The sequence below is a fragment of the Agrobacterium sp. rho-8.1 genome (assembly GCF_033957725.1).
GTDB lineage: Bacteria > Pseudomonadota > Alphaproteobacteria > Rhizobiales > Rhizobiaceae > Agrobacterium.
In genome coordinates this window covers 80834-105471 of record NZ_CP192789.1, presented here as the reverse complement: position 1 = coordinate 105471, position 24638 = coordinate 80834, and the positions used below count along the sequence as shown (strand labels likewise).

General features: G+C 56.1%; 24 protein-coding genes and 1 riboswitch. Of the genes, 11 read left to right on the top strand and 13 right to left on the bottom strand.

Annotated features, from left to right (window positions below; all coding sequences use genetic code 11):
* Positions 1–139: 139 nt before the first annotated feature.
* Positions 140–667 (top strand): DUF992 domain-containing protein, encoded by a 528-nt coding sequence (locus RMR21_RS15285; RefSeq protein WP_498670326.1) that lies wholly within the window; start codon positions 140–142, stop codon positions 665–667.
* 102 nt (positions 668–769) lie between these two features.
* Positions 770–1153 carry a c-type cytochrome gene (locus RMR21_RS15280; protein WP_498670325.1) on the top strand — a complete coding sequence of 128 codons (384 nt, stop codon included), beginning with the start codon at positions 770–772 and terminating at the stop codon, positions 1151–1153.
* A gap of 4 nt (positions 1154–1157) precedes the next feature.
* Here the strand turns inward: RMR21_RS15280 and recX are convergent, their stop codons facing one another.
* The 4 genes from recX to RMR21_RS15260 form a co-directional block, all read right to left on the bottom strand.
* Positions 1158–1709, bottom strand: coding sequence for a recombination regulator RecX (gene recX, locus RMR21_RS15275; RefSeq protein ID WP_498671715.1), 552 nt, complete (start codon positions 1707–1709; stop codon positions 1158–1160).
* Positions 1710–1769: 60 nt separating this feature from the next.
* Positions 1770–2999, bottom strand: a complete 1230-nt coding sequence (locus RMR21_RS15270) for an adenylate/guanylate cyclase domain-containing protein (protein ID WP_498670324.1) — start codon at positions 2997–2999, stop codon at positions 1770–1772.
* A gap of 211 nt (positions 3000–3210) precedes the next feature.
* Positions 3211–3441, bottom strand: coding sequence for a helix-turn-helix domain-containing protein (locus RMR21_RS15265; protein WP_498670323.1), 231 nt, complete (start codon positions 3439–3441; stop codon positions 3211–3213).
* A 292-nt stretch (positions 3442–3733) separates the two neighbouring features.
* Positions 3734–4630: a helix-turn-helix domain-containing protein gene (locus RMR21_RS15260; protein WP_498671713.1), complete on the bottom strand. Its 897-nt coding sequence runs from the start codon at positions 4628–4630 to the stop codon at positions 3734–3736.
* Positions 4631–4714: 84 nt separating this feature from the next.
* Between RMR21_RS15260 and RMR21_RS15255 the strand changes: the two genes are divergently transcribed.
* The 5 genes from RMR21_RS15255 to RMR21_RS15235 all read left to right on the top strand — a co-directional run bounded on the left by RMR21_RS15255 (position 4715) and on the right by RMR21_RS15235 (position 10905).
* Positions 4715–5989 (top strand): ABC transporter substrate-binding protein, encoded by a 1275-nt coding sequence (locus RMR21_RS15255; protein ID WP_498670322.1) that lies wholly within the window; start codon positions 4715–4717, stop codon positions 5987–5989.
* An 82-nt stretch (positions 5990–6071) separates the two neighbouring features.
* The gene (locus tag RMR21_RS15250) at positions 6072–6932 is read left to right on the top strand and encodes a carbohydrate ABC transporter permease (protein WP_498670321.1); all 861 of its coding nucleotides are present in this window, start codon (positions 6072–6074) and stop codon (positions 6930–6932) included.
* Positions 6929–7765 (top strand): carbohydrate ABC transporter permease, encoded by an 837-nt coding sequence (locus tag RMR21_RS15245; protein ID WP_498670320.1) that lies wholly within the window; start codon positions 6929–6931, stop codon positions 7763–7765. The genes RMR21_RS15250 and RMR21_RS15245 overlap by 4 nt, the downstream gene beginning before the upstream one ends.
* Positions 7766–7780: 15 nt before the next feature.
* Entirely contained in the window at positions 7781–8866 is a 1086-nt protein-coding gene (locus RMR21_RS15240) for an ABC transporter ATP-binding protein (protein ID WP_498670318.1), read from the top strand.
* 35 nt (positions 8867–8901) lie between these two features.
* Complete coding sequence (locus RMR21_RS15235; protein WP_498670317.1) at positions 8902–10905, top strand: aldo/keto reductase; 2004 nt, start codon at positions 8902–8904, stop codon at positions 10903–10905.
* Positions 10906–10950: 45 nt separating this feature from the next.
* Here RMR21_RS15235 and RMR21_RS15230 read toward each other — a convergent pair whose 3' ends face one another.
* Complete coding sequence (locus RMR21_RS15230; protein ID WP_498670316.1) at positions 10951–12141, bottom strand: AGE family epimerase/isomerase; 1191 nt, start codon at positions 12139–12141, stop codon at positions 10951–10953.
* 189 nt (positions 12142–12330) lie between these two features.
* Here RMR21_RS15230 and RMR21_RS15225 point away from each other — a divergent pair, with 189 nt between their 5' ends.
* Positions 12331–12774, top strand: a complete 444-nt coding sequence (locus tag RMR21_RS15225; protein WP_174155546.1) for an RrF2 family transcriptional regulator — start codon at positions 12331–12333, stop codon at positions 12772–12774.
* A 35-nt stretch (positions 12775–12809) separates the two neighbouring features.
* Here the strand turns inward: RMR21_RS15225 and RMR21_RS15220 are convergent, their stop codons facing one another.
* A complete protein-coding gene (locus tag RMR21_RS15220; RefSeq protein ID WP_498670315.1) occupies positions 12810–13334 on the bottom strand; it encodes a flavin reductase family protein in 525 nt (174 codons plus the stop codon).
* A 216-nt stretch (positions 13335–13550) separates the two neighbouring features.
* Complete coding sequence (locus RMR21_RS15215; protein ID WP_498670314.1) at positions 13551–14888, bottom strand: dicarboxylate/amino acid:cation symporter; 1338 nt, start codon at positions 14886–14888, stop codon at positions 13551–13553.
* A 254-nt stretch (positions 14889–15142) separates the two neighbouring features.
* Here RMR21_RS15215 and RMR21_RS15210 point away from each other — a divergent pair, with 254 nt between their 5' ends.
* Together RMR21_RS15210 and RMR21_RS15205 are read left to right on the top strand one after the other, a co-directional pair.
* Positions 15143–16966 (top strand): sensor histidine kinase, encoded by a 1824-nt coding sequence (locus tag RMR21_RS15210; protein WP_498670313.1) that lies wholly within the window; start codon positions 15143–15145, stop codon positions 16964–16966.
* Position 16967: 1 nt separating this feature from the next.
* Entirely contained in the window at positions 16968–18323 is a 1356-nt protein-coding gene (locus RMR21_RS15205) for a sigma-54-dependent transcriptional regulator (protein WP_498670312.1), read from the top strand.
* A 32-nt stretch (positions 18324–18355) separates the two neighbouring features.
* Here RMR21_RS15205 and RMR21_RS15200 read toward each other — a convergent pair whose 3' ends face one another.
* From RMR21_RS15200 to alr, 3 genes are all read right to left on the bottom strand, one after another.
* Positions 18356–18835 carry a BA14K family protein gene (locus RMR21_RS15200; RefSeq protein ID WP_498670311.1) on the bottom strand — a complete coding sequence of 160 codons (480 nt, stop codon included), beginning with the start codon at positions 18833–18835 and terminating at the stop codon, positions 18356–18358.
* A gap of 136 nt (positions 18836–18971) precedes the next feature.
* On the bottom strand, positions 18972–20228 hold the full coding sequence (locus tag RMR21_RS15195; protein WP_498670310.1) for a D-amino acid dehydrogenase: 1257 nt from the start codon (positions 20226–20228) through the stop codon (positions 18972–18974).
* 7 nt (positions 20229–20235) lie between these two features.
* Positions 20236–21390 (bottom strand): alanine racemase, encoded by a 1155-nt coding sequence (gene alr, locus RMR21_RS15190; protein ID WP_498671711.1) that lies wholly within the window; start codon positions 21388–21390, stop codon positions 20236–20238.
* Positions 21391–21515: 125 nt separating this feature from the next.
* Here alr and RMR21_RS15185 point away from each other — a divergent pair, with 125 nt between their 5' ends.
* Positions 21516–21977, top strand: coding sequence for an Lrp/AsnC family transcriptional regulator (locus RMR21_RS15185; protein WP_498670309.1), 462 nt, complete (start codon positions 21516–21518; stop codon positions 21975–21977).
* 3 nt (positions 21978–21980) lie between these two features.
* Here the strand turns inward: RMR21_RS15185 and thiD are convergent, their stop codons facing one another.
* Genes thiD through RMR21_RS15170 form a run of 3 tightly spaced genes read right to left on the bottom strand, consistent with a single transcriptional unit; the run spans position 21981 to position 24161 of the window.
* Entirely contained in the window at positions 21981–22781 is an 801-nt protein-coding gene (gene thiD, locus RMR21_RS15180) for a bifunctional hydroxymethylpyrimidine kinase/phosphomethylpyrimidine kinase (protein WP_498670308.1), read from the bottom strand.
* Positions 22778–23434, bottom strand: a complete 657-nt coding sequence (thiE, locus tag RMR21_RS15175) for a thiamine phosphate synthase (protein WP_498670307.1) — start codon at positions 23432–23434, stop codon at positions 22778–22780. Before thiE ends, thiD begins: the two co-directional genes overlap by 4 nt.
* Positions 23424–24161: a hydroxyethylthiazole kinase gene (locus RMR21_RS15170; RefSeq protein WP_498670306.1), complete on the bottom strand. Its 738-nt coding sequence runs from the start codon at positions 24159–24161 to the stop codon at positions 23424–23426. The genes thiE and RMR21_RS15170 overlap by 11 nt, the downstream gene beginning before the upstream one ends.
* A gap of 65 nt (positions 24162–24226) precedes the next feature.
* A riboswitch (TPP riboswitch) is annotated at positions 24227–24330 on the bottom strand.
* Positions 24331–24638 lie beyond the last annotated feature (308 nt).

The following is a 24638-nucleotide window of genomic DNA, read 5'->3' as shown; positions in this document are numbered from 1 at the left end:
GTCTTATCCGCCGATTGTTTTGCCGACTTAGTCTGCAATTGGATCGATTTTCTGGAACAAACGTTAATGGTGCGCCATTCATAGTCCGAAAAGGGCAACGGGGCTGCCGCGGGTAAAGAATTAAACAGGAGAAAAGAATATGAAAAAGGCTCTAGCCGTCACCTTCGCCGCATTCACACTTGGTCTTGGCGGAACTGCCAGCGCAATCGCAGCAGACCTCACCAACTATCAGGAACCTCAGGAACAGGACGAGCGCAACGGCGTAAAAATCGGCTACCTCACATGTGAAGTTGGCGGTGGCGTAGGCTACGTTGTCGGCTCTGCAAAAGAGCTCGAGTGCACTTTCCAGTCGACGATGGGCGCGCGCCGCACTGACCATTACAGCGGTGCCATTCGCAAGGTTGGCGTAGACCTCGGCTTCACGACGCAGGGTCGTCTGGTCTGGGCGGTTTTCGCTCCGACCGCAGGTTATCACAAAGGTTCGCTTGGTGGCCTGTACCAGGGTGCGACTGCTGAAGCTACGGTTGGCTTGGGAGTCGGTGCCAACATTCTCGTCGGCGGCACATCGGGCTCGATCCAGCTGCAGACCGTCAGTGTCACTGGCCAGGTTGGTCTGAACTTGGCCGCTACAGGCACATCTGTGACGTTGAACCCAATCAACGGCTGATAGGTCGGTCAATCTGACGCATTCTAAAAAGCGCCCTTTCTGTCGTATGGACCGGAAGGGCGTTTTTGTATGTGTGGTCTGGACAGATCTGTGGAGATGACGATGAGACTGAAGGTTCTGATGCTATCCTCTTTGCTTTTCTCCGCGTCCGCAGCATTGGCCGAAGGTGATGCGGCGCGTGGCGAGCGATCATTCAGTAAATGTTCCGCCTGTCACAATATCGACTCACCCCGGACCCGGCTTGGGCCGCATCTTATGGGCGTTGTCGGCCGGACGGCCGGTTCGGTGCCGGACTACAAATACTCGCAGGCTATGACAGACGCAGGTGCCCAGGGAATGGTCTGGACCGACGAAAAGCTGAAGGAATTTCTATATAGTCCGAAGAAAACCGTGCCAGGCACGGCAATGCGCTTTTTTGGATTGTGGAGCGAAAGCGAGATCGACGATCTGATCGCTTACATGAAAACGGTGCAGGCGCCGAAGTAACAGATCACAGCGGACTGTCTGCCAATATGGCTTCCGCTTCGTCCGTTGTCATCCTGTAGACTCGACCGGCAATTTCAAAACTGTACCCGTTGCGTGCGAAGGCGGATATCTCCTTCTGCATTCGCTTTTCATCTGGTTCTTCCCGTCGAAAAGGGCCAAACCGGCGTTTGCGCGCCATGACGACGGCCGAATAGAGATCGTCGGTTTCGTTCAACGCTTTCTCCACGATCTCCTTGCTCACGCCTTTGATGCTCAGTCTCTGTGCGATGGCACGACGCGACCGACCGCTCCGGATGGCTGATCGTGTCGCGCTTTCGGCATAGGCGACATCGTCAAGCGCTTTGAGGTCGTGGCCGAATTTTACGGCTGCATGGGCAAGCGCGTCGATTTGCTCTGGCGTTATCTCTTCGAATTTTTGCTTTGCCTTGCGCTTGATGGCATCGAACAATTGCCGCTCCGTCAGCATCTGGCGCTGAAGCCGGTAAATGGTCGAGTTGCGCACCCAGGTCAGCATTCTGGCGGTGGGGGCAGCGGGTGCTTCCATGTCATCGGTCAACGACATCAGGTCCTGTCGCAATGTTCAGTTTGGGCTTTCGGTGCCCATATATTGCAAAACTCAGCCCCTGTCAGGCGTGGGCAGTGCATAAACATGAATAGAGTTTTCAAGACCGCGCAATGTCTGCATGCCAATGCTCTCGAAATCTCTGATGTTTCCAGCCATCTCGACAAAGGTCTGTGACATGAGCACGGGCCGTTTTATCTGCTTCGTCAGGCTTTCCAGTCGCGATGCGATGTTGACGGCAGGGCCGATGACTGTGAAGTCCAACCGGCTTTTTGAGCCGATATTGCCATACATTACGTCGCCCGCATGGACGCCGATACCATAGCCAAGCGGCTCGTGGCCGCGCTTGATGTTGGCCTCATTCAACGCTTGCAGGTGGACCTGCGCCTCCTCTATCGCGGAGATAAGGTTCTTGCAGGCATCTGGATTGCTCAACGGAAAGATGGCCAGAAGACCATCGCCCATGAATTTCAGGATTTCGCCACCGAATTTCTCGATCGGATCGGACATAGCATCGAAATAGGCATTGAGCAGTTCGATCACATCGTCGCGTGGCCACAGATCTGAAATATGGGTGAAATCGCGAAGGTCGCAAATGAGGATCGCGGCACCGACAGTCATGCCGCTGCCTCTTCGCGTTGCGCCATCCAGAATGGCCTGGCTGGCGTGCGGACCGACGTAGGTTTCAAGCAGCGTCCGTGCGATGCGGTTCTTGAGCCGAATTTCCGATACCAGAGATATCACGGGCACGAGACTTCGCAACATCTCGACCTCCGCATCGGTAAAACCGCCCGGTTGGTCGCTGGAGAATGTTACCACATGACGCTTCTCAAAAGTGTGCTTCAGCGGCCACGCGCAATATTCGGTCAGGCCCTCGGCACGTAGCTCTGCGTAGATCGAGAACTCCGAGTCTACCGGTCGAACATCAAGCTTGTGACGAAGCTCTTCAGTGCCAGAATGTATTTCGTGTATCGGAGAGTTACGATACTCCTGCGTATTCTCCGTGCCATAGGCATACGTTGTGAACTCGGCGTCTGCTCGACCTTTCGTCCAGAGAATTCGAGCGCCCCGCCATTGTGGGTGCTCGACCATAAAGCTCAACGATGCCCTGGCGACGGAAACTCCCGCACTGTTCAACCGTTGGCAAAGCTCCACGAAAATATTGTCAATGAAGCGCTGCTCATGGGCTTCAAGAACGAGCCAGTTCAAGATTCCGGAACGCTGCGATGGCCAGGATTGCTCTGTTGCTCGATGATACGACAGGTCGGCGTGATCTTCTGTCATGAGGTGTCCACAGGTCAGGTCATCAATAATAAAATATGCGTTACCGAACTATGCGTCTGGTTACGCGGCCCTGATGTGGGATTTGCGAAAGCAATTTTTAAGGGGACATGGGAAACTTGGGAAAGATACAATTTCCTCGCCCGTCCCGCCGATGAAAGCTCGGTAGCGGCAGGCGAGGAAAGGCCCTCTTTATCGAGGGTGGCGCAAGTGATCAGACAATGCTTGAAAGCGGAATTTGCAAAGCTGCCGCTACGCGCTGGATATGTGAAGGGTTGCTGTCGGAACCGTCTTCCAATGCGACGATTTCCTCCACCGTCAGTCCGCAGGTGATCGCGAGCTGTTCGATCGTGTAGCCAGCAGTGTGTCGGGCTACGGCAATTTTTTCCGCAAATGGAGTATCTGTCTGGTCGCTGGAATAAAGATGGGTAACGGATATTGTCATTAAAATCTCCCTTGGAATGGACATTGAATAGACCCGGAGTCCATTGGAGTTACCGGCATTGAATGCGATAGCGCTGCAAAAGGAGAGGCTATGCTGCAGCGCAGCACGGAAAATAGCCATCTTTTCGATCAGGGCAACAGTTAAATTTTGGTAAGGATTCAATCGAGCTGTTTGAAAATACCGTTCATGGTGTTGAGTTTTCAGATTTATGATTATAAATCAATCACTAAAGGGATGCTTTTATATCGCTGACAACCCCCTGGTCTTGATCTGTCCTAATCCAGTGCCAGTCCTAATGCGATAGATTAAACCGCATACCTCGGCGAAAGTCTGAAGGAGACATTCCGGCAACCTGCTTGAAGGCCTTGTTGAAGGCGCTGACGGAGCCAAATCCACTTTCCATCGCAACTTGGAGCACATTGGCGTTGTCATTGATAAGCATCGCCTGTGCCCGAGAGAGTCGCAGCAACGTCAGATACTTGATCAGGGTCATCCCCGTAGATTTCCGAAACAGATTCATGGCATATTTGGGATGAAGGCTGGCCGAACGTGCGATATCTGCGGCATCGATATCCTCCAGAAAATTGGCTGCGATAAAGTCGCACATGCGCACGACGCTGACCGAATGCGAACTGTCTCCGTCACTCGCTGTGCTGGTCTGTGACGCAGGCGAAATGACTGTGTAGGGCTCGAGAAACATCCGCTCGACGCGTAGAAGCAACTCCTCAACGGCGTTTTCAGCTTTCTGCGGATCGCCGGAATCTGCGTAGCGGAACCAGCGAGAAAAGTTCTCGTCGTCTGCCGTATCGGTCACCGATGTCAGCATGGTCGCGCCTCCCATCAACATCGTCGAAACGGCAGCAGGAAGACGCATGCGAAAAAAATGCACAAGCGGCAGATGCGCGCCTGCATAAAAAGAATCCTCCGACGATTCGTCCATCTGGTGCGCCTGTCCACCCCAGAACAGACACATCTGCCCGGCCTTCAAGCGAAGCGAGTGGTCGCCCATGCGGTAATGAACGCTGCCCGATGTGACATAGTTGATTTCGATCTGAGCGTGCCAGTGTGGCATCAGCATCCGGTGAGGATGCGCGCGAAAAAATTGCAGCTTCGTCGGGGTGCCTTCTATGCTGCTTGCACCCGGCTGATAGACTGCTCGCTCATCGACCTTACTTTTCGCCAAATCGATATGCCCTTTCAACGAGACAGATTCCAACCACTCGCTAATCTGCCCTTGTCGTTGGAGGACGGCAATTGAAAAGGGAGGTTTTCAATGGACTTTAAATTTATCGGCGCGTCCGTATCGCTTGCGTTGCTTGCTGCCACGCCTGCTGCTGCACAATCGACCACTATTACCGTCTGGAGCTGGAACGTTGCCGCATCCGCTTTGAAATCCACGCTGGAGGGTTTCAATAAGCAAAATCCTGATATCAAAGTCGACGTTCAGGATCTCGGAAATAGTCAGGTCTATGACAAGGCAATTGCCGCTTGCGCCGCAGGCGGCGAAGGATTGCCGGACATCGTCACAATGGAAAATTTTGAAGCAGAGGTGTTCTGGAGCCGCTTCCCGGATTGCTTCGCGGACGTGACGCAGCTTGGCTACACACCAGAAAAGCAAGCGCTGTTCCCGGATTTCAAGCGAACGGAGCTGGAAGTCGATGGCGTTGCCTACGCCGTGCCGTGGGATTCCGGTCCGGTTGCTATGTTCTATCGCCGGGACTTTTATGAAAAAGCAGGCGTTGATCCCGCGACCGTCAAGACGTGGGATGATTTCATCGCTGCAGGCAAGAAGGTGATGGCAGCCAATCCCGGCACCGTCATGACACAAGCCGACTTCAACGGCGATAGCGAATGGTTTCGCATGATCGCCAACGAGCAGGGTTGCGGTTACTTTTCGACCGATGGTCAGAACATCACCATCAACCAGCCTGCCTGCGTGGCGACGCTCGACAAGCTCAAGCAGATGAAAGACGCTGGCATCATAACCGCTGCGATCTGGGATGAAAAAATCCAGTCGAACACGTCTGGCAAGGTGGCGACGCAGATGTATGGCGGCTGGTATGAAGGGACGGTCCGTTCTGGTTCACCTGATCTGGCTGGCAAATGGGGTGTTTACGCCATGCCGAGCCTGACCGCGGATGGTCCACATGCCGCTAATCTCGGCGGTTCTTCGCTGGCCATCAGTTCCATGTCCGAGAACAAGGAAGCGGCGTGGAAGTTCATTGACTACGCCCTGCTGACGAACGAGGGGCAGATCACCATGCTGAAATCTTTCGGCCTTGTACCTTCGTTGCTCTCTGCCGACAAAGACCCTTTCGTCAAAGAACCACAAGCTTATTGGGGCGGTCAGGCGGTATGGTCTGATATTCTCGCCACGTTGCCGAAGATCGTGCCAAGCCGCGGCACTGCGTTTCAGTCCGATGCTGAAGGAATCTTCCGCGCAACGCAGACCAAATATCTTGCGGGCGGTTTTCCGGATGCGAAGACAGCTCTCGATGATGCTGCCAAGCAAATCGAGGCCGCAACTGGGCTCTCCACTGCACAATAGCCTCCCAGGCTGATCGTCGCCGGGCGCTTTTTGCGAAAAGCGTCCGGCTCCACGCACAATCTGGCTTCGTGAGGTCATCAATATGCCGTTGCGCAACAGGGTCGCTTACGCCTTTCTTGCCCCCTATCTGCTGATTTTTGCCACCTTCTGGCTGTGGCCGATCATCAGTTCATTTTTGCTGTCATTTCAAAATACCCGCATCAATCCCTGGCGGTTCGCACCATCGATGAATTGGGGACGGCTGTTCGGCGACCCGGCATTCTACAATGCTCTCCAGAACACCATCGTCATCCTCATCGTTCAGGTGCCTGTGATGATTTCGCTGGCCACCATTATGGCTGTGCTGTTGAACTCGCCACTTTTGAAAGCGCGACCGTTGTTCCGCTTTGCCTTCTTTGCCCCTGTCGTTGTGGGTGAGGTTGCCTATGCAGCGGTGTTCCGCCTGATGTTCAGCGCCGACTTCGGTATCATCAACAAGTTCATCATGTCGATTGGGCTTTCACCCGTTTCCTGGTTCGACAATGGCACGGCCGCCATGGCTGTCATCATCATTGCCGTTACCTGGCGCTGGGCCGGTTACAACGCCATCATCATTCTGGCGGGGCTGCAATCCATTCCCGGAGATGTCTATGAAGCGGCGAGGCTCGATCATGTCAGCAAACGCCAGCAATTTCTCCACATCACCCTGCCGTTGCTTAAACCCATCATCATGTTTTGCGTCGTGTTATCGGTTATCGGCACCATGCAGCTGTTCACCGAACCCTTCCTTATCACCAACAGAGGCGGGCCTGGTGGCGCGACCGAGACGCTCGGTATTTTCCTTTATCGTCAAGGCTTTACGGCACTCAATTTTGGCTACGCCTCGGCCATCGCCTATACGATTGCTGCCCTCGCCGTCGTCATCTCTCTGTTTCAACTCTGGGTCGGGAGGGACGCGAAATGAGGTCCAGGTCAAAGTCTCTGCTGTGGCAAAAAATCTGGCTTCACGCCGCGCTGTTGCCGCTTGCCCTCATCTGGCTGTTTCCGATCTGGATGATGTTCGTTTTTTCCACCATGCCTGATAACGGCATCTTCAGCCCGAATATAGAGCTGCTGCCATCCACGCATTTTCTGGAAAATTTCCAGAACCTTCAGGCCGATACCGATTTCGTGCGTGCCATGACGATCTCCATCGGCGTTGCCGTGGTTTATACCGTGCTGTCCGTCATGCTGACTTCGATGGCGGGCTGGGCATTGGCACGGTATCGTTTTGCAGGCCGTTCCGTCGTCGTCGCCATCATTCTGGGAACGATCACGTTGCCCTATGCGGTCGTCGTCATTCCACAATTCATCATGGTGGCGCGGGAATTCAAGCTTGCCAATACATGGGTCGCGCTCATCGTGCCGCCGCTGTTCAATTCGCTTGGTGTTTTATTCATGCGGCAATCCTTTTCTATGATGCCGACAGAACTGTTTGATGCTGCGCGCGTCGAAGGTGTCACGGAGTGGCAAATCTTCCTTCGCATCGCACTGCCACTCGCACGCCCGACCATGGCGGCTCTGTCGATCATTCTGTTCCTTGCATCGTGGAACAATTATCTCTGGCCACTGCTGATCAACTCGAAGCCGGGCATGATGACGGCACCCGTTGCGTTGGGCTCGCTGATTGGTCTCACCAAGGTGTCTTGGGGTGGCATCATGGCGGGCGCGGTTCTGCTGACCGGGCCTGTTCTCATCATCTTCGTGGCTCTGCAGCGCCATTTCATCGCCGGCATTTCTGCCGGTGCCGTCAAGTAATCCGGGAGGAACCGCATGGCGGACCTGTCACTGAAAAACGTCGTCAAACGTTACGCCGCTCTGGAGGTCATCCACGGGGCTAATCTTGAGATTGCCGATGGCGAATTCGTCGTCTTCGTCGGCCCATCCGGCTGCGGAAAATCCACTCTTTTGCGCATGATCGCTGGCTTGGAGGAGATTTCCGATGGTGAAATCAGCATCGGCGGCAAGGTCGTCAACGATGCCGAGCCGACCGATCGCGGGATTGCCATGGTCTTCCAGTCCTATGCGCTTTATCCGCACATGACGGTGGAAGAGAACCTCTCCTTCGGCCTGCGAATGAACGGAAACCCGAAGGCCGATACGGACCAGCGTGTGAAACGTGCAGCCGATATTCTCCAGATCAACGAGTTGATGGCGCGTCGCCCCAAACAACTCTCCGGTGGTCAGCGCCAACGTGTCGCCATCGGGCGTGCGATCGTTCGCCAGCCACGCGTTTTTCTGTTCGATGAACCCCTGTCGAACCTCGACGCGGAACTCCGGGTGCAGATGCGCGTGGAAATCTCCCGGCTTCACAAGCAGTTGGGAACGACGATGATCTATGTCACACACGACCAGACCGAGGCCATGACGCTGGCAGACAAGATCGTGGTGTTGAGGGCAGGTCATATCGAACAGATCGGCGCGCCGCTCGATCTCTACGATGATCCCGCAAACCGGTTTGTTGCAGGTTTTGTCGGCTCGCCCAAGATGAATTTTCTGCCCGCGAAAGTCATGGGGCGGTCCGACCACGGCGTCACCTTGTCTCTGACACATGATCCAGACGTCCGCATCATCCTGCCTCTCTCATCGCCGGTCGAGGACGGTCGCGATGTCGTTCTTGGCATTCGTCCTGAACATTTCGGGCAGGCCGGAGCGGGCGATGCCGATCTGAACGTCGATATCGATGTGGCCGAGCATCTCGGTAACACCAGTTACGTCTATGCACGAATGGCTGGCGATATTCCCCTGGTGATCGAACAACCGGAATCACGCCACACCACAAACCAGCAGCGTCTGACCGTAGCGATTTCGGCGGCCAAGACCTTCCTTTTTGACAGCGCGGGGCAGCGCCTGCGCTGAACCGTTTTTTCCAGACAATCGAATGAGGATTTGACATGACTGACGCGCAACCTGTCCGTTGGGGCATTATCGGCCCCGGAACAATTGCCCGCACATTTGCAGAAGGCATCGCTCACTCAAAGACCGGCAAGCTTGTGGCCATTGCCAGTCGTAACCCAGACAAGCCGGGATTGGGAGATGGTTTTCCCGGCGCCCGGATCGTTCACGGCTACGACGCTCTTCTGGCAGACAGCGAGATCGATGCCGTCTACATTGCCACGCCGCATACAGGTCACGCCGAATGGGCCATCAAAGCCATTCGTGCAGGCAAGCACGTGCTGGTGGAAAAGCCGATTGCGCTGTCTGCCTATGATGCGGATGCGATTTTCCACGAGGCGATAAAGGCGGGCGTCTTTGCGGGCGAAGCCTACATGTACCGTGTGCACCCGCAGACTGCGAAGATCGTCGACCTCGTCAAAAGTGGCGTGATCGGCGACGTCCGCATTATCCGCACGAGCTTCGGTTTCAATATGGGTGGTTTCAAGCCTGATCATCGCCTGTTTGCCAATGATGCAGCCGGTGGCGGGATCCTCGATGTCGGTGGCTATCCTGTGTCCATGGCGCGTCTGATCGCCGGTGCCGCAGCGGGTCATCCGGTTCTTGAACCGGAAAAGGTGTCGGGCGTCGCTCATCTCGGTCAATCCGGTGTCGATGAATGGGCGTCTGCCGTGTTGAAGTTCTCCAACGGCATCGTCGCGGAAGTGTCTTGCTCCATCATGGCGCAACAGGACAATGTGCTGCGCATCATCGGCTCGGAAGGCCGCATCGAGGTGGAGGACTTCTGGTTTGCATCCGGTCACAAGGGCGGCGTCGGCAAGATCGACGTTATCAAAGGCAAGGAGAGGCAAACCATCGACGTGAAAGAAGACGGTTGGCTTTATGCATTCGAAGTGGACGCCGCTGGCACAGCCATTCGTAACGGACAGCAGCAATTCGCGTATCCTGGCATGAGTTGGGCAGATTCGCTCGGTAATCTTAGGGTCATGGACCAGTGGCGGGCTTCAGTCGGCCTGGAATATGGTGTGGAGACATCAGCCAAGCGGGTGTCCAATATCTCTGGCGGGAAAGTCGTTGCGGGCAACACCGTGCCCAAACGCACTATTCCCGGTCTTTCCAAGCCAGCCTCTGTCGTCGCGCTGGGCTTCGAATTCTTTCCGAATTTCGCATCTGCGTCTTTGACGCTCGATAGCTTCTATGAGGCAGGTGGCAATCTCTTCGACACGGCCTATGTCTATGGCGGCGGTAAGACGGAAAGTATATTCGGCGATTGGCACACCAGTCGAAACGTGCCGCGCGAGGAGGTCGTCCTGATTGGCAAGGGTGCGCACTCGCCATTGTGCTACCCGGATATGATTGCCAAGCAGCTGGATCAATCACTTCAACGGCTGAAGACAGATTATATCGATGTCTACTTCATGCATCGCGACAATGTTTCCGTCCCTGTGGGTGAGTTCGTTGACGCCATGGACGCCGAGGTCAAACGGGGCCGTATCAGAGGTATCTTCGGTGGTTCCAACTGGACGCGAGAGCGGATGGATGAAGCTGCTGCCTATGCGCAAAAGAATGGCAAGGAAGCACCCGCCGCCCTGTCGAACAATTTCTCACTGGCAGAGATGCTGGACCCGATCTGGGCCGGATGCGTTGCGGCGTCCGATGACGGGTGGAAATCCTGGCAGCGTGAGCGGCAAATTCCAAACTTCGCGTGGTCGAGCCAGGGGCGCGGATTCTTTACCGACAGGGCAGGGCGTGACAAGCGGGACGACGAAGAGATCGTGCGCGTGTGGTATTCCGACCGCAATTTCGAGCGTCGGGACCGCGCCATTCAGCTTGCAAAGGAACTCGGCCGGCATCCGATCCACATCGCGCTGGCCTACGTCATCGCCCAGCCTTTCCCGGTCGTACCGCTCATCGGGCCGCGCACGATTGCGGAACTTGAAGACAGTCTCTCCGCACTCGATATCAAGCTGACGCCTGAACAGGTTCGTTGGCTGGAAGCTTGAGTGCTTCGACTATCGTCATCCTCGGAAAAACCGAGGATGACGCCTTTACGGCTGTAAACTCAGCGCGAGCATGTCTTCCGCCTCGTAGATGGCGCAGACGATGTGATAAAACGTGCTGGCGGGTGCGGGTTCATCGATCATCGGCGCGTCGGCAGGCCATTTATCGAACCACAAGCCCGGAACAGGCGTATCGAGAAACGGCTGCAGAGCACCGATCGCACGCAGCGCGGAACCCAGATATCGATAACGTTCCTCGCCGTGGCTGATGGAGGCCAAGCGTACGGCAGCCTTCAGCCACTCTGTCTGTGGCCATAGGCGCGCCAGCGGATCGTGAACAGTGAAGTCGTCGTAAAGGCTCATGACTGCAACTTTGCGACGCGGACAAATTCCGTATTTTTCGCCAATCTCAAAGAGCCGTCTGGCTTTCGCAATCGCAGGCTCATCTTTACGCAGACTGCCCCACCGCGTCAGAAGCCAAGCCCACTCGAACTGGTGGCCCGGCTCCATGATGCGACCCTTTTCACCGGGCATCGGAGCCCAGTCGTGGTCGAAAAACTCACGAAGTCCGCCGGTTTCGGCATCGATGAATTTCTCCAGTGCCAGATGCGCAACATCATCTGCCAATTGATGCCATGGTCCGTCCGTATCCACGGTTTCCCATGCGAGCATGGCTTCGAAGAAATGCATGTGTGGATTGGAGCACAAAGGCTCGACCGGCGGATTCGCTTCTTCGAAACCCACTTTTGGATGAGCGTAATCACGCTTGAGGACGCCCAGGATATCAAGCGCGCGCTGGCGCATCTCATCTTTGCGCTTAGGGAAGACCATGGCAGTCTGGGCGGCAGCGAAGAGGGCAAAAGCCTGATTGTAGAAATCGAAGGTGTCGTCGATAAGTTTGCCCGAGGCATCGGCGAGATTTCCGTAGAGGCCATTGTCAAGGCGATAGACTTTGTCGAACCAATGCAGTCCGTGATCGACAGCCTTCTGCCAATCGCCTGTCCAGCCGTTTTGACCTGCCGCGGCGTAGCAATAGGCCTGACGCGGCTGTACGCGCGAGCGGCGTTTGTCGCCGAGCATCGGCTTGCCGTTCTGGCCAATCCGTTCATAGAAGCCACCATCGGGCTTCCCTGCTCCAACGTCCCACCACATGGGGAGGGCGTCCTGATCGAGCCAGTGGCGCAATCTTTTGACTTCATCGGAAAGTTGGCGTGTAGCACTCATCGGTTGATCTGTCATATCCATCCCGTTGTTTGCGTGCCTTTTTAGGTCGAGTCTACCAAAACCGCAACATTCCCAATCCCTGAGCAAAAGCAAAGTTCCATGATTGGAGATCGTTACCGTTCTTGAGATCTGGCTTTGCAATTCATTGAAAGTTCATGTGAGGCGGGATATGTGCTGTCATCTCCTTACGCGCGAAAGAGTATAATGCTGACGAAAAAGGGAAAATACGGGTTAAAAGCCATGATCGATCTGGCGAGCCTCGCACAGGGCGAAACGGCGTTCGTCAGCGATATCGCCGCCCGCAACAACATTCCCAAGAAGTTTCTGGATTCCATTCTGCTGGAACTGCGCAATGAGGGCATGCTGCGCTCCAAGAAGGGCCCCGGCGGCGGCTATGCGCTTTCAAAGGCGGCATCAGACATCTACATCGGTCAAGTCATTCGCGCACTGGATGGACCTTTAGCGCCGATACGCTGCGCCAGTCGCTCGGCATTCGAAGCCTGCGAGGACTGTGATGATCCAGCGACCTGTCAGGTCCGCCGTTCGATGACAGACGTGAGAGACGCTATGGCATCCGTTCTGGACACGATGACACTGGAGCAATTCGCTTCCAATACAGGCGTTGCTGTGGCCGGACGGACAGCCTGATTCAGCGGCCCATGTCGCTGTGAAACCGGCGATGTCTAGGAGAGCTGTGTATATTGTCCGTTATGGTAAACCAACGGCAAGCCGCTGCCCTGTTCTATCGCCAATACTCGCCCGATGATGATCGCATGGGTGTGACGCTCGATAACGTCTTCGACCGCGCAGTCGATGGCAGCCAGCGCACCTTTCAAGGCGTAGGCTCCGCTTTCAAGCGTGAACCAATCTGATCCCAGATACCGCTCCGCCCCTTTTACGCCACCGAAGCCTGCGAAGCGCGCAGCGACATCCTGCTGTTCTGCCGATAGAATGTTGACGCAGAAATGATTGTAGCGAGCGATGATCGGCCATGTCGAAGACGACTTGTTGATGTTCACGATCATGGTTGCCGGATCCATTGACAGTGCCGTGGCGGAGGTGACGGTTGCTCCGGTACGGTTCGCACCAGTGCCGGCCGTGATGACCGAGACGCCGCCAGCCAGGGAGCGCATTGCAACTTTCAGTTCGGCAGAATCGAATGCAACCTTCTCGGTTTCTTCCTGTAGGTAGGTTACCGTCGCAGTCATCGTTTCATCTCCGCAAGCTTCAATGCTCGTTGGAGACGATACCAGTGCTAAGACACGTCGAAGAGCGAAGGGATTTCAATGTTCGTTCGTTTTATAGAAATCTGTCGTCGCGCAAACGCGGTTGAGAGGCAAAGGCCGATCATCTGATGTTATTGACATCAGAAAAGCCCGCCCGGTTTCCCGGACGGGCTTTTGTCTTCGAAGCGTGTTTCTGGCTTATTCTGCCGGTTGAACCGGAGCGGATGGAAGGTCGCCAATGTTGGCGGTCTTGTCTCCACTCAGCATCAAGGCAAGCTGCGCCTCATCCAACTCACCTTCCCAGCGGGCAACGACGATGGTTGCAACAGCGTTGCCGACGAAGTTCGTCAACGCCCGGCATTCCGACATGAAACGGTCGATGCCGAGGATGAGGGCCATACCGGCAACCGGTACGGAAGGCACGACGGACAATGTGGCTGCCAGCGTGATGAAGCCTGCACCCGTGATGCCCGCTGCGCCCTTCGAGCTCAGCATGGCCACCAGAAGCAAGAGAATCTGTTCACCCAGCGAAAGATGGATGCCCGTCGCCTGTGCAATGAAGAGTGCCGCCAGCGTCATATAGATGTTGGTGCCGTCAAGATTGAACGAGTAACCGGTTGGAATGACGAGGCCGACGACCGAGCGCTTGCAGCCTGCTTTTTCCATCTTGCTCATCAGACCGGGCAGAGCGGCTTCCGAAGACGATGTTCCGAGAACGAGCAGAAGCTCTTCCTTGATATAGCGGATCAGCGCCAGGATCGAGAAGCCGTTGTAACGGCAGACGGCACCGAGAATGACCAACACGAAGAAGAACGAGGTAAAATAGAAGGTGCCGATCAGCATGGCGAGGTTCGTCACGGACGAAATGCCGTACTTGCCAATAGTGAACGCCATGGCCCCGAAAGCGCCGATTGGAGCAGCCTTCATCAGGATCGCGACCAGTTTAAAGATCGGATACATCAGGGCATGCATGAAGTCGACGACAGGCTTGCCGCGATCTCCAACGACACCGAGTGCGATGCCGAACAGGACTGAGAAAAACAGGACCTGAAGAATGTCACCATCGGCGAAGGCACCGACGATGGTCGTCGGAATGATGTTCATCAAGAAGCCGGTGATCGATTGTTCATGGGCTTTCGCGGCATAGGTCGCGACCGCGCTGCCATCCAGCGACGCAGGGTCGATGTTCATGCCAGCGCCGGGCTGAACAACGTTGGCAACGATCAAGCCGACGATGAGCGCCAGTGTCGAGAAAGTCAGGAAGTAGATCATCGCCTTGCCGGCAACGCGACCAACCTTCTTCATGTCGTTCATGCCAGCAATGCCGGTTGCGACCGTCAGAAAGATAACGGGTGCGATGATCATCTTGACGAGACGGATAAATCCGTCGCCAAGGGGCTTCATCTGCTCACCAATTCCAGGCGAAAAGTGACCCAGGGCAATGCCTGCGACGATGGCTACGATAACTTGAAAATAAAGATGCCGATAAAATGGAAGTTTAACGTGGCTGTCGGCCACGGTGTTGCTATCAATCATGTTAGTCCTCCTCGGACTTGACCCTGCCGTGCGGCCTCCCGGGTCTGCCGTTCTTGGTTCCACGGTCCATGACCGTTAGGAAACACGGTCAGCAAGTGCCGTGCCAAGCTCCGATCCACTGCGTAATATATTGATAATGCTAGAAAATATTTTCAAAGTTTTTAATACAAGAGTCTGCTGTGTAGATTTTTGCGCGGATTTTCTTGTTATTTGTGTAGAAATCCGCACAATGGCGACTTCCGTGAGAAAAGCTGATGTCACAAAATTTCGACACATCCCGTATGCGCTGGATCGCTTTCATAGCGATGTGGATCATCATTGCCATCGGTGCCTTTATAGCCGCCGATAAGGTCGGCCGCGTCAAGGCGATGAAGACGCTTCTGGCGACGGCAACCACAGATGCCGAACTGAAATCGGCGCTTCTCAATGTGGCGCTGGAGCGCCCGCGCGTCCTTCCGCTCGTCTTGTCCCGCGACAAGGATCTTGTGGAAGCTCTGGAAGCAGGCGGACCGTCCGTCGAGCGGTTGGATCGCAAGCTCGAAGGTCTGATCGAAGGCACGCAGGCCTCGGTCATCTATGTGGTTGATAAGGATGGTGTGACGGTCGCGTCGAGCAATTGGCAAAGCCAGGAAAGTTTCGTTGGTTCCAACTACGCGTTTCGCGAATATTTCCAAGGCGCCATGCGCAGCGGTGCGTCCGAGCATTATGCGCTGGGCAATGTCAGCCGAAAGCCCGGACTTTACATCTCCAGAAGGGTGGACACGGCAGAAGGGCAGGCAATGGGCGTCGTGATTGCAAAGGTCGAGTTCAACCGCCTCGAAGCAGACTGGAGCATCGGGGGCAAACCCGTCTATACAGTCGATGCAAATGGCGTTGTCTTGATGACCAGCATTCCCGAGTGGCGGTTCACAACGGTAGCGCCGATCGAGCAAGCGCGCAGGCAATCGATTGCAGACAGTTTGCAGTTCGGTGACGAGAAGCTGTCCCCATTGCCGATGCGTGTCGTTCATAATCCCGGTGACCATGTCGCGATTGTCGATGTCGATGCCCCTGCCAAACTCAAGGGTGAATATCTGAGGCTCGAACTGCCGATACCGACGACTGCTTGGTCGCTTCACTATTTGCAGCCGGTCGCCGCAACCACGAATGCCGCCATTCGTGAGATGCGAACGATTGCTGCGGCAAGCCTTATGCCGCTGATTGCTTTGTCCGCCATCTGGATGTGGCGCAGGCAAAAGGCTGCACGTGAACGTGCTGCCGCCGAACATGATCGCACGGAGCTTGAACGCCGCGTTCAGGAACGGACAATCGACCTGACCATGGCGCGGGACCGGCTTCAGGCGGAAATCATCCGGCATGAGCAGACGACCGAGGAACTGCAAAGCGTGCAACACGAGCTGGTCAAAGCCAACCGCCTGTCTATTCTCGGGCAGGTGGCAGCTGGCGTTGCGCACGAGATCAACCAGCCGGTTGCGACGATCAGGGCCTTCGCCGACAATGCGCGTGTGTTTCTGAAACGAGATCGCAAGCAGGATGCGGATGAAAATCTCGAAAGCATCGCATCTTTGACCGAGCGGATCGGGGTTATCACCAGTGATCTGAAGATACTGGCGCGAAAAGGGCGGACTGCCGCCGAGCCGGTGAGCATTCGTCTCGTGATGGAGGGTGCGGTCGTCCTATTACGAAGCCGTTTTGCCGGGCGTATGGACGCTCTGGATATCGAGCTTCCCGCAGAAAATCTCATGGTGCTGGGAAGCCGAATCCGGCTGGAGCAAATCCTCATCAACCTGCTGCAAAATGCCTTGGAGGCGGTTGAAGACAGGCGTGATGGCCAAGTCGTGGTCCGTGTCGAGGAGGTGGATAGTGAGGTCGTGGTGTCGATTGCCGATAACGGCCCCGGTATTGCGCACGAGATCCACAAGCAATTGTTTTCGCCATTCAATACGTCGAAGGAGGGTGGGCTGGGACTTGGGCTGGTCATCTCACGGGATATCGCTTCCGATTATGGCGGGCGTATCGAGGTCGAGACGGGTGAGAATGGCACCCGTTTTTCTGTTTTTCTGAAGCGAGCGCAATAAGATGACGGACGGAACGATCTATCTCGTGGACGACGACTCCCAGCTTCGCAAGGCGATGCGGCAGACACTGGAGCTCGATGGCATGACCGTCATGCCATTCTCCCGCGCTGAGCAGGCATTGGACGCTCTTTCCGACACGTTTGACGGGGTTGTCATCACCGATGTGCGAATGCCCGGAATGGATGGCCTGCAACTGTTCGAGCGCGTAAGGCAGATCGACCCTGATCTGCCTGTCATTCTGATTACCGGCCACGGTGATGTTCCCATGGCCGTGGCGGCGCTGCAAAGTGGGGCCTATGATTTCATATCCAAGCCGTTTCCAGCAGAGCGAATGGTCGAAAGTGCGCGCCGCGCGCTTGAGAAACGTCGGCTTGTCATGGACAACCGCGCCTTGCGCCGCAACGCCGCCGAGGTGCAGGATGATCTTCCGCTCATCGGCCAAACGCCCGCCATGGAGCGCTTGCGCAATACGCTGCGCCACATTGCCGATACGGATGTCGATGTTCTCGTGGCTGGCGAAACGGGAAGCGGGAAGGAAGTGGTGGCTACCGCCTTGCACCGGTGGAGCAAAAGGCGGGTCAACGGCAATTTTGTTGCGTTAAACTGCGGTGCGCTGCCTGAAACGGTGATCGAAAGCGAATTGTTCGGCCACGAGGCCGGAGCCTTCACCGGTGCCCAGAAAAAGCGGATTGGTCGAATCGAGCACTCCAGCGGCGGCACGCTGTTTCTCGACGAAATCGAAAGCATGCCACCCGCTGTTCAGGTCAGGATGTTGCGCGTGCTGGAAATGCGTCAGGTTTCGCCGGTCGGCTCCAACGAGGAGAGATCCGTCGATCTTCGCGTCGTTGCGGCGGCCAAGGTCGATCTTGGCGATCCTGCACAACGCGGCGACTTTCGCGATGACCTCTATTATCGCTTGAATGTCGTCACGCTCTCCATACCGCCGCTTCGCGAACGCCGGCCAGACATTCCGTTGCTGTTTTCGCATTTTCTGAAAAAAGCATCCAGCCGTTTTGGCATGCCGATACCGTCGATGACGTCATTCATTTCGAGACATCTCAATGATCACGACTGGCCGGGGAACGTCCGGGAACTCGGACATTTTGCCGAGCGGGTCGTGTTGGGCCTGGAAGGTGTGGCCTCGGATAGGCCTTTGGATTCCGACGAAAACCTTGTCGTGGGAACGCTTGCAGAAAAGATGGACAGGCACGAAGCGCGGATCATTCGGGAGACGCTGGAGAAATTCGATGGCGGTGTCACCGGCACGGTCAGTGCGCTCGGCATCGCCCGCAAGACCTTTTACGATAAGCTGCAACGCCACAACATCAACCGTGCGGACTTCACCCGAAAGGGATGATGCCGCACGGCTTCTATCTCAAGTTTTACGGGTCAGCCGGCAACGCAGAAGTGGCTCTGGCCATCATAACCCAAATACGTTCCCGTGCGTGAATTGAAGCTGCCATAACGCTGCGAGCAGTAGTTGAACCAAGCCCGCGTCCACGGCTCCGCAGTGCGATAGACAGGGCGTGGCTGGTAAGCAGGGCGTGTGTCGTAGACCGGCTGCGCGCGGTAGACCGGGCGAGGGGCAGGGCGATAATAATCGTCGTCCGGCTGGCTATAGACATAGCTGGGCTGATACGCGGGATAACGGCGCACAGGCGGGTCCACATAGACCGGTTCTTCGGAGTAGCGGGGCTGAGCCAGCGCTGACCCGACCGCCACGCCAGCCGCGAGACCCAGCACGCCGCCAACGAGTGCTGCGTCGCGGTTGCGGTGACGCCATTCGTCGGCATGGGCTGCATTCAACGGAATGATGGCAGTTGCAGAGACAGCAAAAGCCAGAAGTGTTTTAGCTGTGAAGGAGGCCATTTTCTTATCCATCCAGATGGCAGGCGCTGCCGGTTGTTATTCAATGGTTAAGAATTAACGCCTGCAGGCTGAACCCGCGCTGAATGAATTGTGGCATGTCGGTGGCGCTCCGCTACCACCGATCCACGATCGTTTCTCATGCCGCGTAACGGCTGATGGCAAGGTCTGCGGTCTCGATCTCCGGCTTATTGCCGCTGACGATATCTGACAGAACGCGTGCCGAGCCACACGCCATGGTCCAGCCCAGCGTACCATGACCGGTATTGAGGTAAAGGTTTTGATATCGAGTCGCGCCGATGACGGGCGTACCATCCGGTGTCATCGGGCGCAGCCCGGTCCAGAATTTTGCCTGTGACTGGTCACCAGCCCCGCCGAATAGATCCTCTATCGAATGGGTCAACGTTGCCTGGCGCTTGGCTGGGAGACTGTTGCTGAAACCGGCAATCTCGGCCATTCCGCCCACACGAATGCGGTCACCCAACCGGGTCATGGCTATTTTATGCGTCTCGTCCATAACGGTCGAAACGGGCGCGCGCGCCGCATCGATGATCGGTACCGTAATCGAGTAGCCTTTTATCGGGTAGACAGGAAGCTCTATCCCCAGACGCTCGACGAACTTCGGGGTGTAGCTGCCGAGGGCGCCAACGAATATATCAGCCTCCATGATACCCTTCGTGGTTTCGATTGCCTTTAGGCGGGTGCCTTCTGTGATCGGGCGCGTGATGCCGGTATCGTAGAGGAATTTTACACCGGCCTGCTCGGCAAGCTTTGCCAGTTCTGTGGTGAACATGAAACAATCGCCAGTCTCGTCGCCGGGCAATCGAAGACCACCCACGATCTTGTCCTTAGAGGATGACAGGCCAGGCTCGACCGATGCGCAACCATCGCGGTCCAGAATTTCATAAGCCACGCCGCCCGCTTTCAGAACCGCGACATCCTTGCCTATGCCATCGAACTGCTTTTGCGTGCGAAATACCTCCAACGTGCCCTGGGTCCGCTGGTCGTACTGAATGCCCGTTTCCTCGCGCAGAGCCATCAGGCAATCACGGCTGTATTCAGCAATGCGCACCATGCGGCTCTTGTTGATGGCGTAACGCTGTGCAGTGCAGTTTCGCAACATCTGGCTGATCCACCGTAAAGCGGCCGGATCGAGCGTCGGCTGGATAATGAGCGGGGAGTGCTGCATGAACAGCCATTTCATGGCCTTCACCGGAATGCCAGGCGCTGCCCATGGGGATGAGTAGCCCGGCGAAACCTCGCCTGCATTGGCAAAGCTGGTTTCAAGTGCCGCCGCAGGCTGGCGATCTATGACGGTCACCGAATGACCGGCCTTTGCCAGATACCAGGCCGATGTAACGCCGACGACACCGGCTCCGAGAATGATGATGTTCATGTTGCTCTCACTCGCCTCTATCAGTTGCGCCAGCCTGTTCAGGCTGGATATAAGTGCGGCTGTAACGGTGGCCGAGACCGGTCAGAATTTCATAAGCAATCGTATCCGCGTCCTGGGCAATCTCTTCAAGCGATTGGTCCCGCCCGATGATCTGAACGAGACTACCGTGCGTCAAGGTTCCCTCCGGCAATGCCGAGATGTCGATGCTGATGCTATCCATGGAAACGCGGCCCGCAACAGGCAAACGTACACCATTGAAATAGGCCGCGCCCCGGTTGCTCAACGCGCGCGGAAGGCCGTCCGCATAGCCCGCTGCGATGGTGGCCAATCGGGTTTCGCCCGATGTGCGCAGGGTGCCGCCATATCCGACCGACGTATCGGCAGGAACAGTTCGCGTTTGCACGACCGCGACATCCAGGTGCACCACGGGTTTCATCGGGTTGGGACGAACCGAAGACGGAGCGCCACCATAAAGAGCAATGCCTGGGCGCATGACGGCGTTGTGGTAATCAGCACCGAGAAAGATGCCGCCGGAATTGGCAAAACACACTGGTGCTTCAGGGAACATACCTGCCACCTCACGCATGACCGCCAGTTGCGCGCCATTTGCGATGTGTTCCGGCTCATCGGCACAGGCCAGATGGCTCATCACAAAAGTGATCGCGATCCCTCCCAGCAAATCGGGCGCGCCTTTCAGCGTCTCGACTTCGGATCGTGCCATACCAAGGCGGGACATGCCCGTGTCGATCTGAAGGGCGGCAGGCAATGTCTTGCCCAGCGTTTGTGCGTGAGCGACCCATTGCGCCAGTTGTTCCAAGGAGTTGATGACGGGCGTCAGCGACATCGCGGCGCAGGACGCTTCATTGCCGGGCTGGAGCCCGTTCAGAACGAAGATGTCAGCATCGCCCCTGATGCGATGGCGTAATGCGATGCCTTCATCGATATGGGCAACGAAGAAGTGGCGGCATCCCGCATCGTAAAGCACGGGCGCGACAACCTCAGCACCAAGACCATAGGCGTTGGCTTTGACCGCGGCGCCTGTGATGGCGTTGGGGGCCATCGCCCTCAGCGTCAGATAGTTGTCGCGCAGAGCACCAAGGTCTATGGTTAGATAACCGCTGGCACCGCCACTCGCCTTTTGGCGACTGATCGTCATGTCCATCATCGTTCCCTTGTTATTTTCTAGAAGACTATTGCAACGATCATCGAATTTTCGCAGTTTGATACGTCGATTGTTCGAACAATATCGATTCAACGCAATATTCGGTGGTGAAACGGAATGATTTTATGTCGGCTTTAGACTCTACCGATCGTCACATCATCCGCATGCTCAGGCTGAACGCCCGCATCAGCAACGCCAAGCTGGCGGCAGAGGTTGGTCTGTCGCCGTCTGCCTGCCTGCGGCGGGTCGATATTCTGGAGCGCGAGGGTGTCATTCGCGGCTACACGGCACTGACGGGAAATGCAGCGGGCGGTGAGGTCATCTCTGTCATCATCCAGATCACGCTGGATCGGCAGACAGAAGATTTTCTCAATCGTTTCGAAAGCGCCGTGCGTCGCTATCCCGAAATCCGCGAGTGCTATTTGATGACCGGCGGTTCCGACTATTTTCTACGAGTAGAGGTGGAAAGTGCCGGTGATTTCGAGCGGGTTCACAAGGACATTCTGTCGAAACTGCCGGGCGTTTCGCGCATTCATTCCAGTTTCGCTATCCGCAACGCATTGGCCAGCCCGAAGCCAAGAGGCTAACGATCAGGCATTCCACCAGCGGTAAAAGTGGTGCACAGGCCCGTGACCATCGCCAATATGGAGGTTTCGACCCGCAGCCAGCGCGCCTTGCAAATAATCCTTTGCCAGTCCAATCGCGTCTGCCAGAGGGTAGCCAAGAGCCAGATTTGCAGTGATGGCAGATGCGAGTGTGCAGCCCGTGCCGTGGTCATTGCTCGTGTCGATGCGGGGCATCGAAAATTCCTGTATGCCGTCACTATCAAGCAAAAGATCGACGCTTTCAGAACCCGTGCCATGTCCACCCTTGATCAAAACAGCATTGACGCCTGTCTTCAGGATTGCCTCCGCCTGTCGGATCACTTCCTGCCGGTTCGTTGCAACCTTTCGGCCGCTGAGAAGAGCTGCTTCCGGTAGGTTCGGGGTGGCCAGGAGTGCCAAAGGCAGCAGCCTGTTGCAAAGACTTTCAATGGCATCTTCCTGCAAGAGGCGATCGCCGGATGTCGCTACCATCACCGGGTCCAAAATGACCCGTTTGCCGGTATGACGCAGACCCGTAGCAATCGTCTCGATGGTCTCGATGCGCGAAACCATACCGATCTTTACAGCCCCGATGTCGAGGTCGGAGAAAACGGCGTCCATTTGTGCCGTGATCATTTGTGCTGAGATATTCTCAACAGCTGTCACGCCTCTCGTGTTCTGCGCCGTAACTGCCGTAATCACACTGGCGCCGTAAACGCCGAGCGCCGAAAATGTCTTGAGGTCGGCTTGTATCCCGGCCCCGCCGCTGCTGTCGGATCCGGCGATCGTCAGGGCAATCGCGGTCATCGGGATGATTCCAGCGCGACATCAACTTGGTGGCGGAAATCAACCGTTGCCGCTGCAATATCCACGGCGCGGAACAGTGCAGAAATAACGGCAACGCCATCAGCGCCCGCTTGAATAACGGCTGCGACGCGCTCCAGCGTGATGCCTGCGATAGCACCGACCTGTAGATCGGGCCGAAGGTCGCGGAGATAAGAACGCAGTTCCCTTAATCCCTCCAAGCCAACCGGCGCATCGGGGTTGACCTTGGAGATCGTCTCGAAAACGCCGCCAATGCAGGCATAGTCCGCAGGTGCCAGGGCAACACGCTCTGCGTCGCCCATGTTCTTGACGGTCAGGCCAATAATCGCATCTGGCCCCAACAGTCGTCTCGCCATGTGCGGGTCCATATCATCGACACCCAGATGCACACCATCTGCGCCGGATGCCAATGCCACATCAATACGGTCGTTGATGACAAGAGGAACGCCTGTCGCCTTCAACGCTTCGACCATGAGGCTGGCCTGTTCAATCATCTCCCGGGTGGAGGCTTGCTTGTCACGGTACTGGATGATCGTTGCGCCGTGCCGTGCTGCAACAGCTGCAAGTTCCGGCAAGGGTGCGATATCGGCAAGCGATGCGTCCACCAAAGCGTTCAGCCTGTAATCAATCCTCATTGTGCTCAATCCTTGCAAGGGACAGAATGTCGTTTGTGTTTACCGCATCCAGCGCGTCCAGAAAGGCCGCTTCGAAGGTGCCGGGACCACGTGCGTGCTTGGCGGCAAGCTGTGCCGATACGCCCGTCACCGCCAGTGCCGCTGCGGCCGCCAACATCGCGTCCGGCTCTACAGCCATAAAAGCGGCGATCACGCCGCCGGAGAGGCAACCGGTGCCGGTAACCTTCGCCATCCATGGATGGCCGTTGACGATATTGATCTTGCGGCGATCATCCTTCAGCACATCCTGAGGGCCGGTCTGGATGCGCAGCACGTTGCCGATATCGCCGATAACAGCCATCTCGGCCGCGTTACCGCGTACGATGGTCGGGTGAAGCGTGATGAGTTCCTGCGCAAACTTCAACCGTGAGGGCGAGTAGTCGCAGTGAACGGGGTCTACGATCCAGGGCTTACCCTCGGCATTTGCGACCTCCACAGCAATGCGAATGACCTTGCGTCTTGCTGCATCCAAAGTGCCGAGATTGACCGTCAGCGCGTCGACCTTGGAAACGAAGCTTTCGATTTCCTCTTCCGAAGATGTCATGGAGGGAATGCCCCCGACAGCGGTTATACCGTCAGCGGTAAACTTCTGAACGACAGTGTTCATCAGGCAATGCACTCGTGGTTGTCGTTGCCGCACGCGCACTATAAGCTCTGCCGCGCTGTTTGCCGTCGGAAAGCTCGGCATGGGTCTCTCGCTCCAGATGTATGATCACGGAGGTCACGCACGAGCGAAGAAAAGAAAAGCTTGGCCATTGGCAGACTGTTCCGTTCCTACGCCGGCATGACCCGGATCAGGTAAATAAGAGTTTGACCAAGTCATCTCAGCGCTGGAAAGCGCACCCCTCGAACAGTTTGATTTCATAAGGGAATTTAAGGGTCATGTCAATGATCGCTATGCTGAACCGTTGGTCCCCTCCCATTTTCGGAAACTTGCTAGGCTCATGCCTCGTTAAATCACAACCAGAACATGACGGTTGCTGCGATGCATATGCCACGGAAGCATTAAATCACTCAACGTAGCGTCTCCCTTTGATCTTAGAGCGTGTTCAGAACGTCCAATTCATGGGCTCAAGGCACATAGGCGGAGCGCTTTCCGATTTTATATCGCGAAACATTGTATTTCCTCTTGTAGCTCTAGTGGCTATAGGTCGTAAGGCTGTGC

Bases quoted from the DNA above. Each gene is read 5' to 3' on its own strand.
- RMR21_RS15285 (WP_498670326.1), top strand. From the start codon at position 140: ATGAAAAAGGCTCTAGCCGTCACCTTCGCCGCATTCACACTTGGTCTT.
- RMR21_RS15280 (WP_498670325.1), top strand. From the start codon at position 770: ATGAGACTGAAGGTTCTGATGCTATCCTCTTTGCTTTTCTCCGCGTCC.
- RMR21_RS15270 (WP_498670324.1), bottom strand. From the start codon at position 2,999: ATGACAGAAGATCACGCCGACCTGTCGTATCATCGAGCAACAGAGCAA.
- RMR21_RS15265 (WP_498670323.1), bottom strand. From the start codon at position 3,441: ATGACAATATCCGTTACCCATCTTTATTCCAGCGACCAGACAGATACT.
- RMR21_RS15255 (WP_498670322.1), top strand. From the start codon at position 4,715: ATGGACTTTAAATTTATCGGCGCGTCCGTATCGCTTGCGTTGCTTGCT.
- RMR21_RS15250 (WP_498670321.1), top strand. From the start codon at position 6,072: ATGCCGTTGCGCAACAGGGTCGCTTACGCCTTTCTTGCCCCCTATCTG.
- RMR21_RS15245 (WP_498670320.1), top strand. From the start codon at position 6,929: ATGAGGTCCAGGTCAAAGTCTCTGCTGTGGCAAAAAATCTGGCTTCAC.
- RMR21_RS15240 (WP_498670318.1), top strand. From the start codon at position 7,781: ATGGCGGACCTGTCACTGAAAAACGTCGTCAAACGTTACGCCGCTCTG.
- RMR21_RS15235 (WP_498670317.1), top strand. From the start codon at position 8,902: ATGACTGACGCGCAACCTGTCCGTTGGGGCATTATCGGCCCCGGAACA.
- RMR21_RS15230 (WP_498670316.1), bottom strand. From the start codon at position 12,141: ATGACAGATCAACCGATGAGTGCTACACGCCAACTTTCCGATGAAGTC.
- RMR21_RS15225 (WP_174155546.1), top strand. From the start codon at position 12,331: ATGCTGACGAAAAAGGGAAAATACGGGTTAAAAGCCATGATCGATCTG.
- RMR21_RS15220 (WP_498670315.1), bottom strand. From the start codon at position 13,334: ATGACTGCGACGGTAACCTACCTACAGGAAGAAACCGAGAAGGTTGCA.
- RMR21_RS15215 (WP_498670314.1), bottom strand. From the start codon at position 14,888: ATGATTGATAGCAACACCGTGGCCGACAGCCACGTTAAACTTCCATTT.
- RMR21_RS15210 (WP_498670313.1), top strand. From the start codon at position 15,143: ATGTCACAAAATTTCGACACATCCCGTATGCGCTGGATCGCTTTCATA.
- RMR21_RS15205 (WP_498670312.1), top strand. From the start codon at position 16,968: ATGACGGACGGAACGATCTATCTCGTGGACGACGACTCCCAGCTTCGC.
- RMR21_RS15200 (WP_498670311.1), bottom strand. From the start codon at position 18,835: ATGGCCTCCTTCACAGCTAAAACACTTCTGGCTTTTGCTGTCTCTGCA.
- RMR21_RS15195 (WP_498670310.1), bottom strand. From the start codon at position 20,228: ATGAACATCATCATTCTCGGAGCCGGTGTCGTCGGCGTTACATCGGCC.
- alr (WP_498671711.1), bottom strand. From the start codon at position 21,390: ATGGACATGACGATCAGTCGCCAAAAGGCGAGTGGCGGTGCCAGCGGT.
- RMR21_RS15185 (WP_498670309.1), top strand. From the start codon at position 21,516: ATGTCGGCTTTAGACTCTACCGATCGTCACATCATCCGCATGCTCAGG.
- thiD (WP_498670308.1), bottom strand. From the start codon at position 22,781: ATGACCGCGATTGCCCTGACGATCGCCGGATCCGACAGCAGCGGCGGG.
- thiE (WP_498670307.1), bottom strand. From the start codon at position 23,434: ATGAGGATTGATTACAGGCTGAACGCTTTGGTGGACGCATCGCTTGCC.
- RMR21_RS15170 (WP_498670306.1), bottom strand. From the start codon at position 24,161: ATGCCGAGCTTTCCGACGGCAAACAGCGCGGCAGAGCTTATAGTGCGC.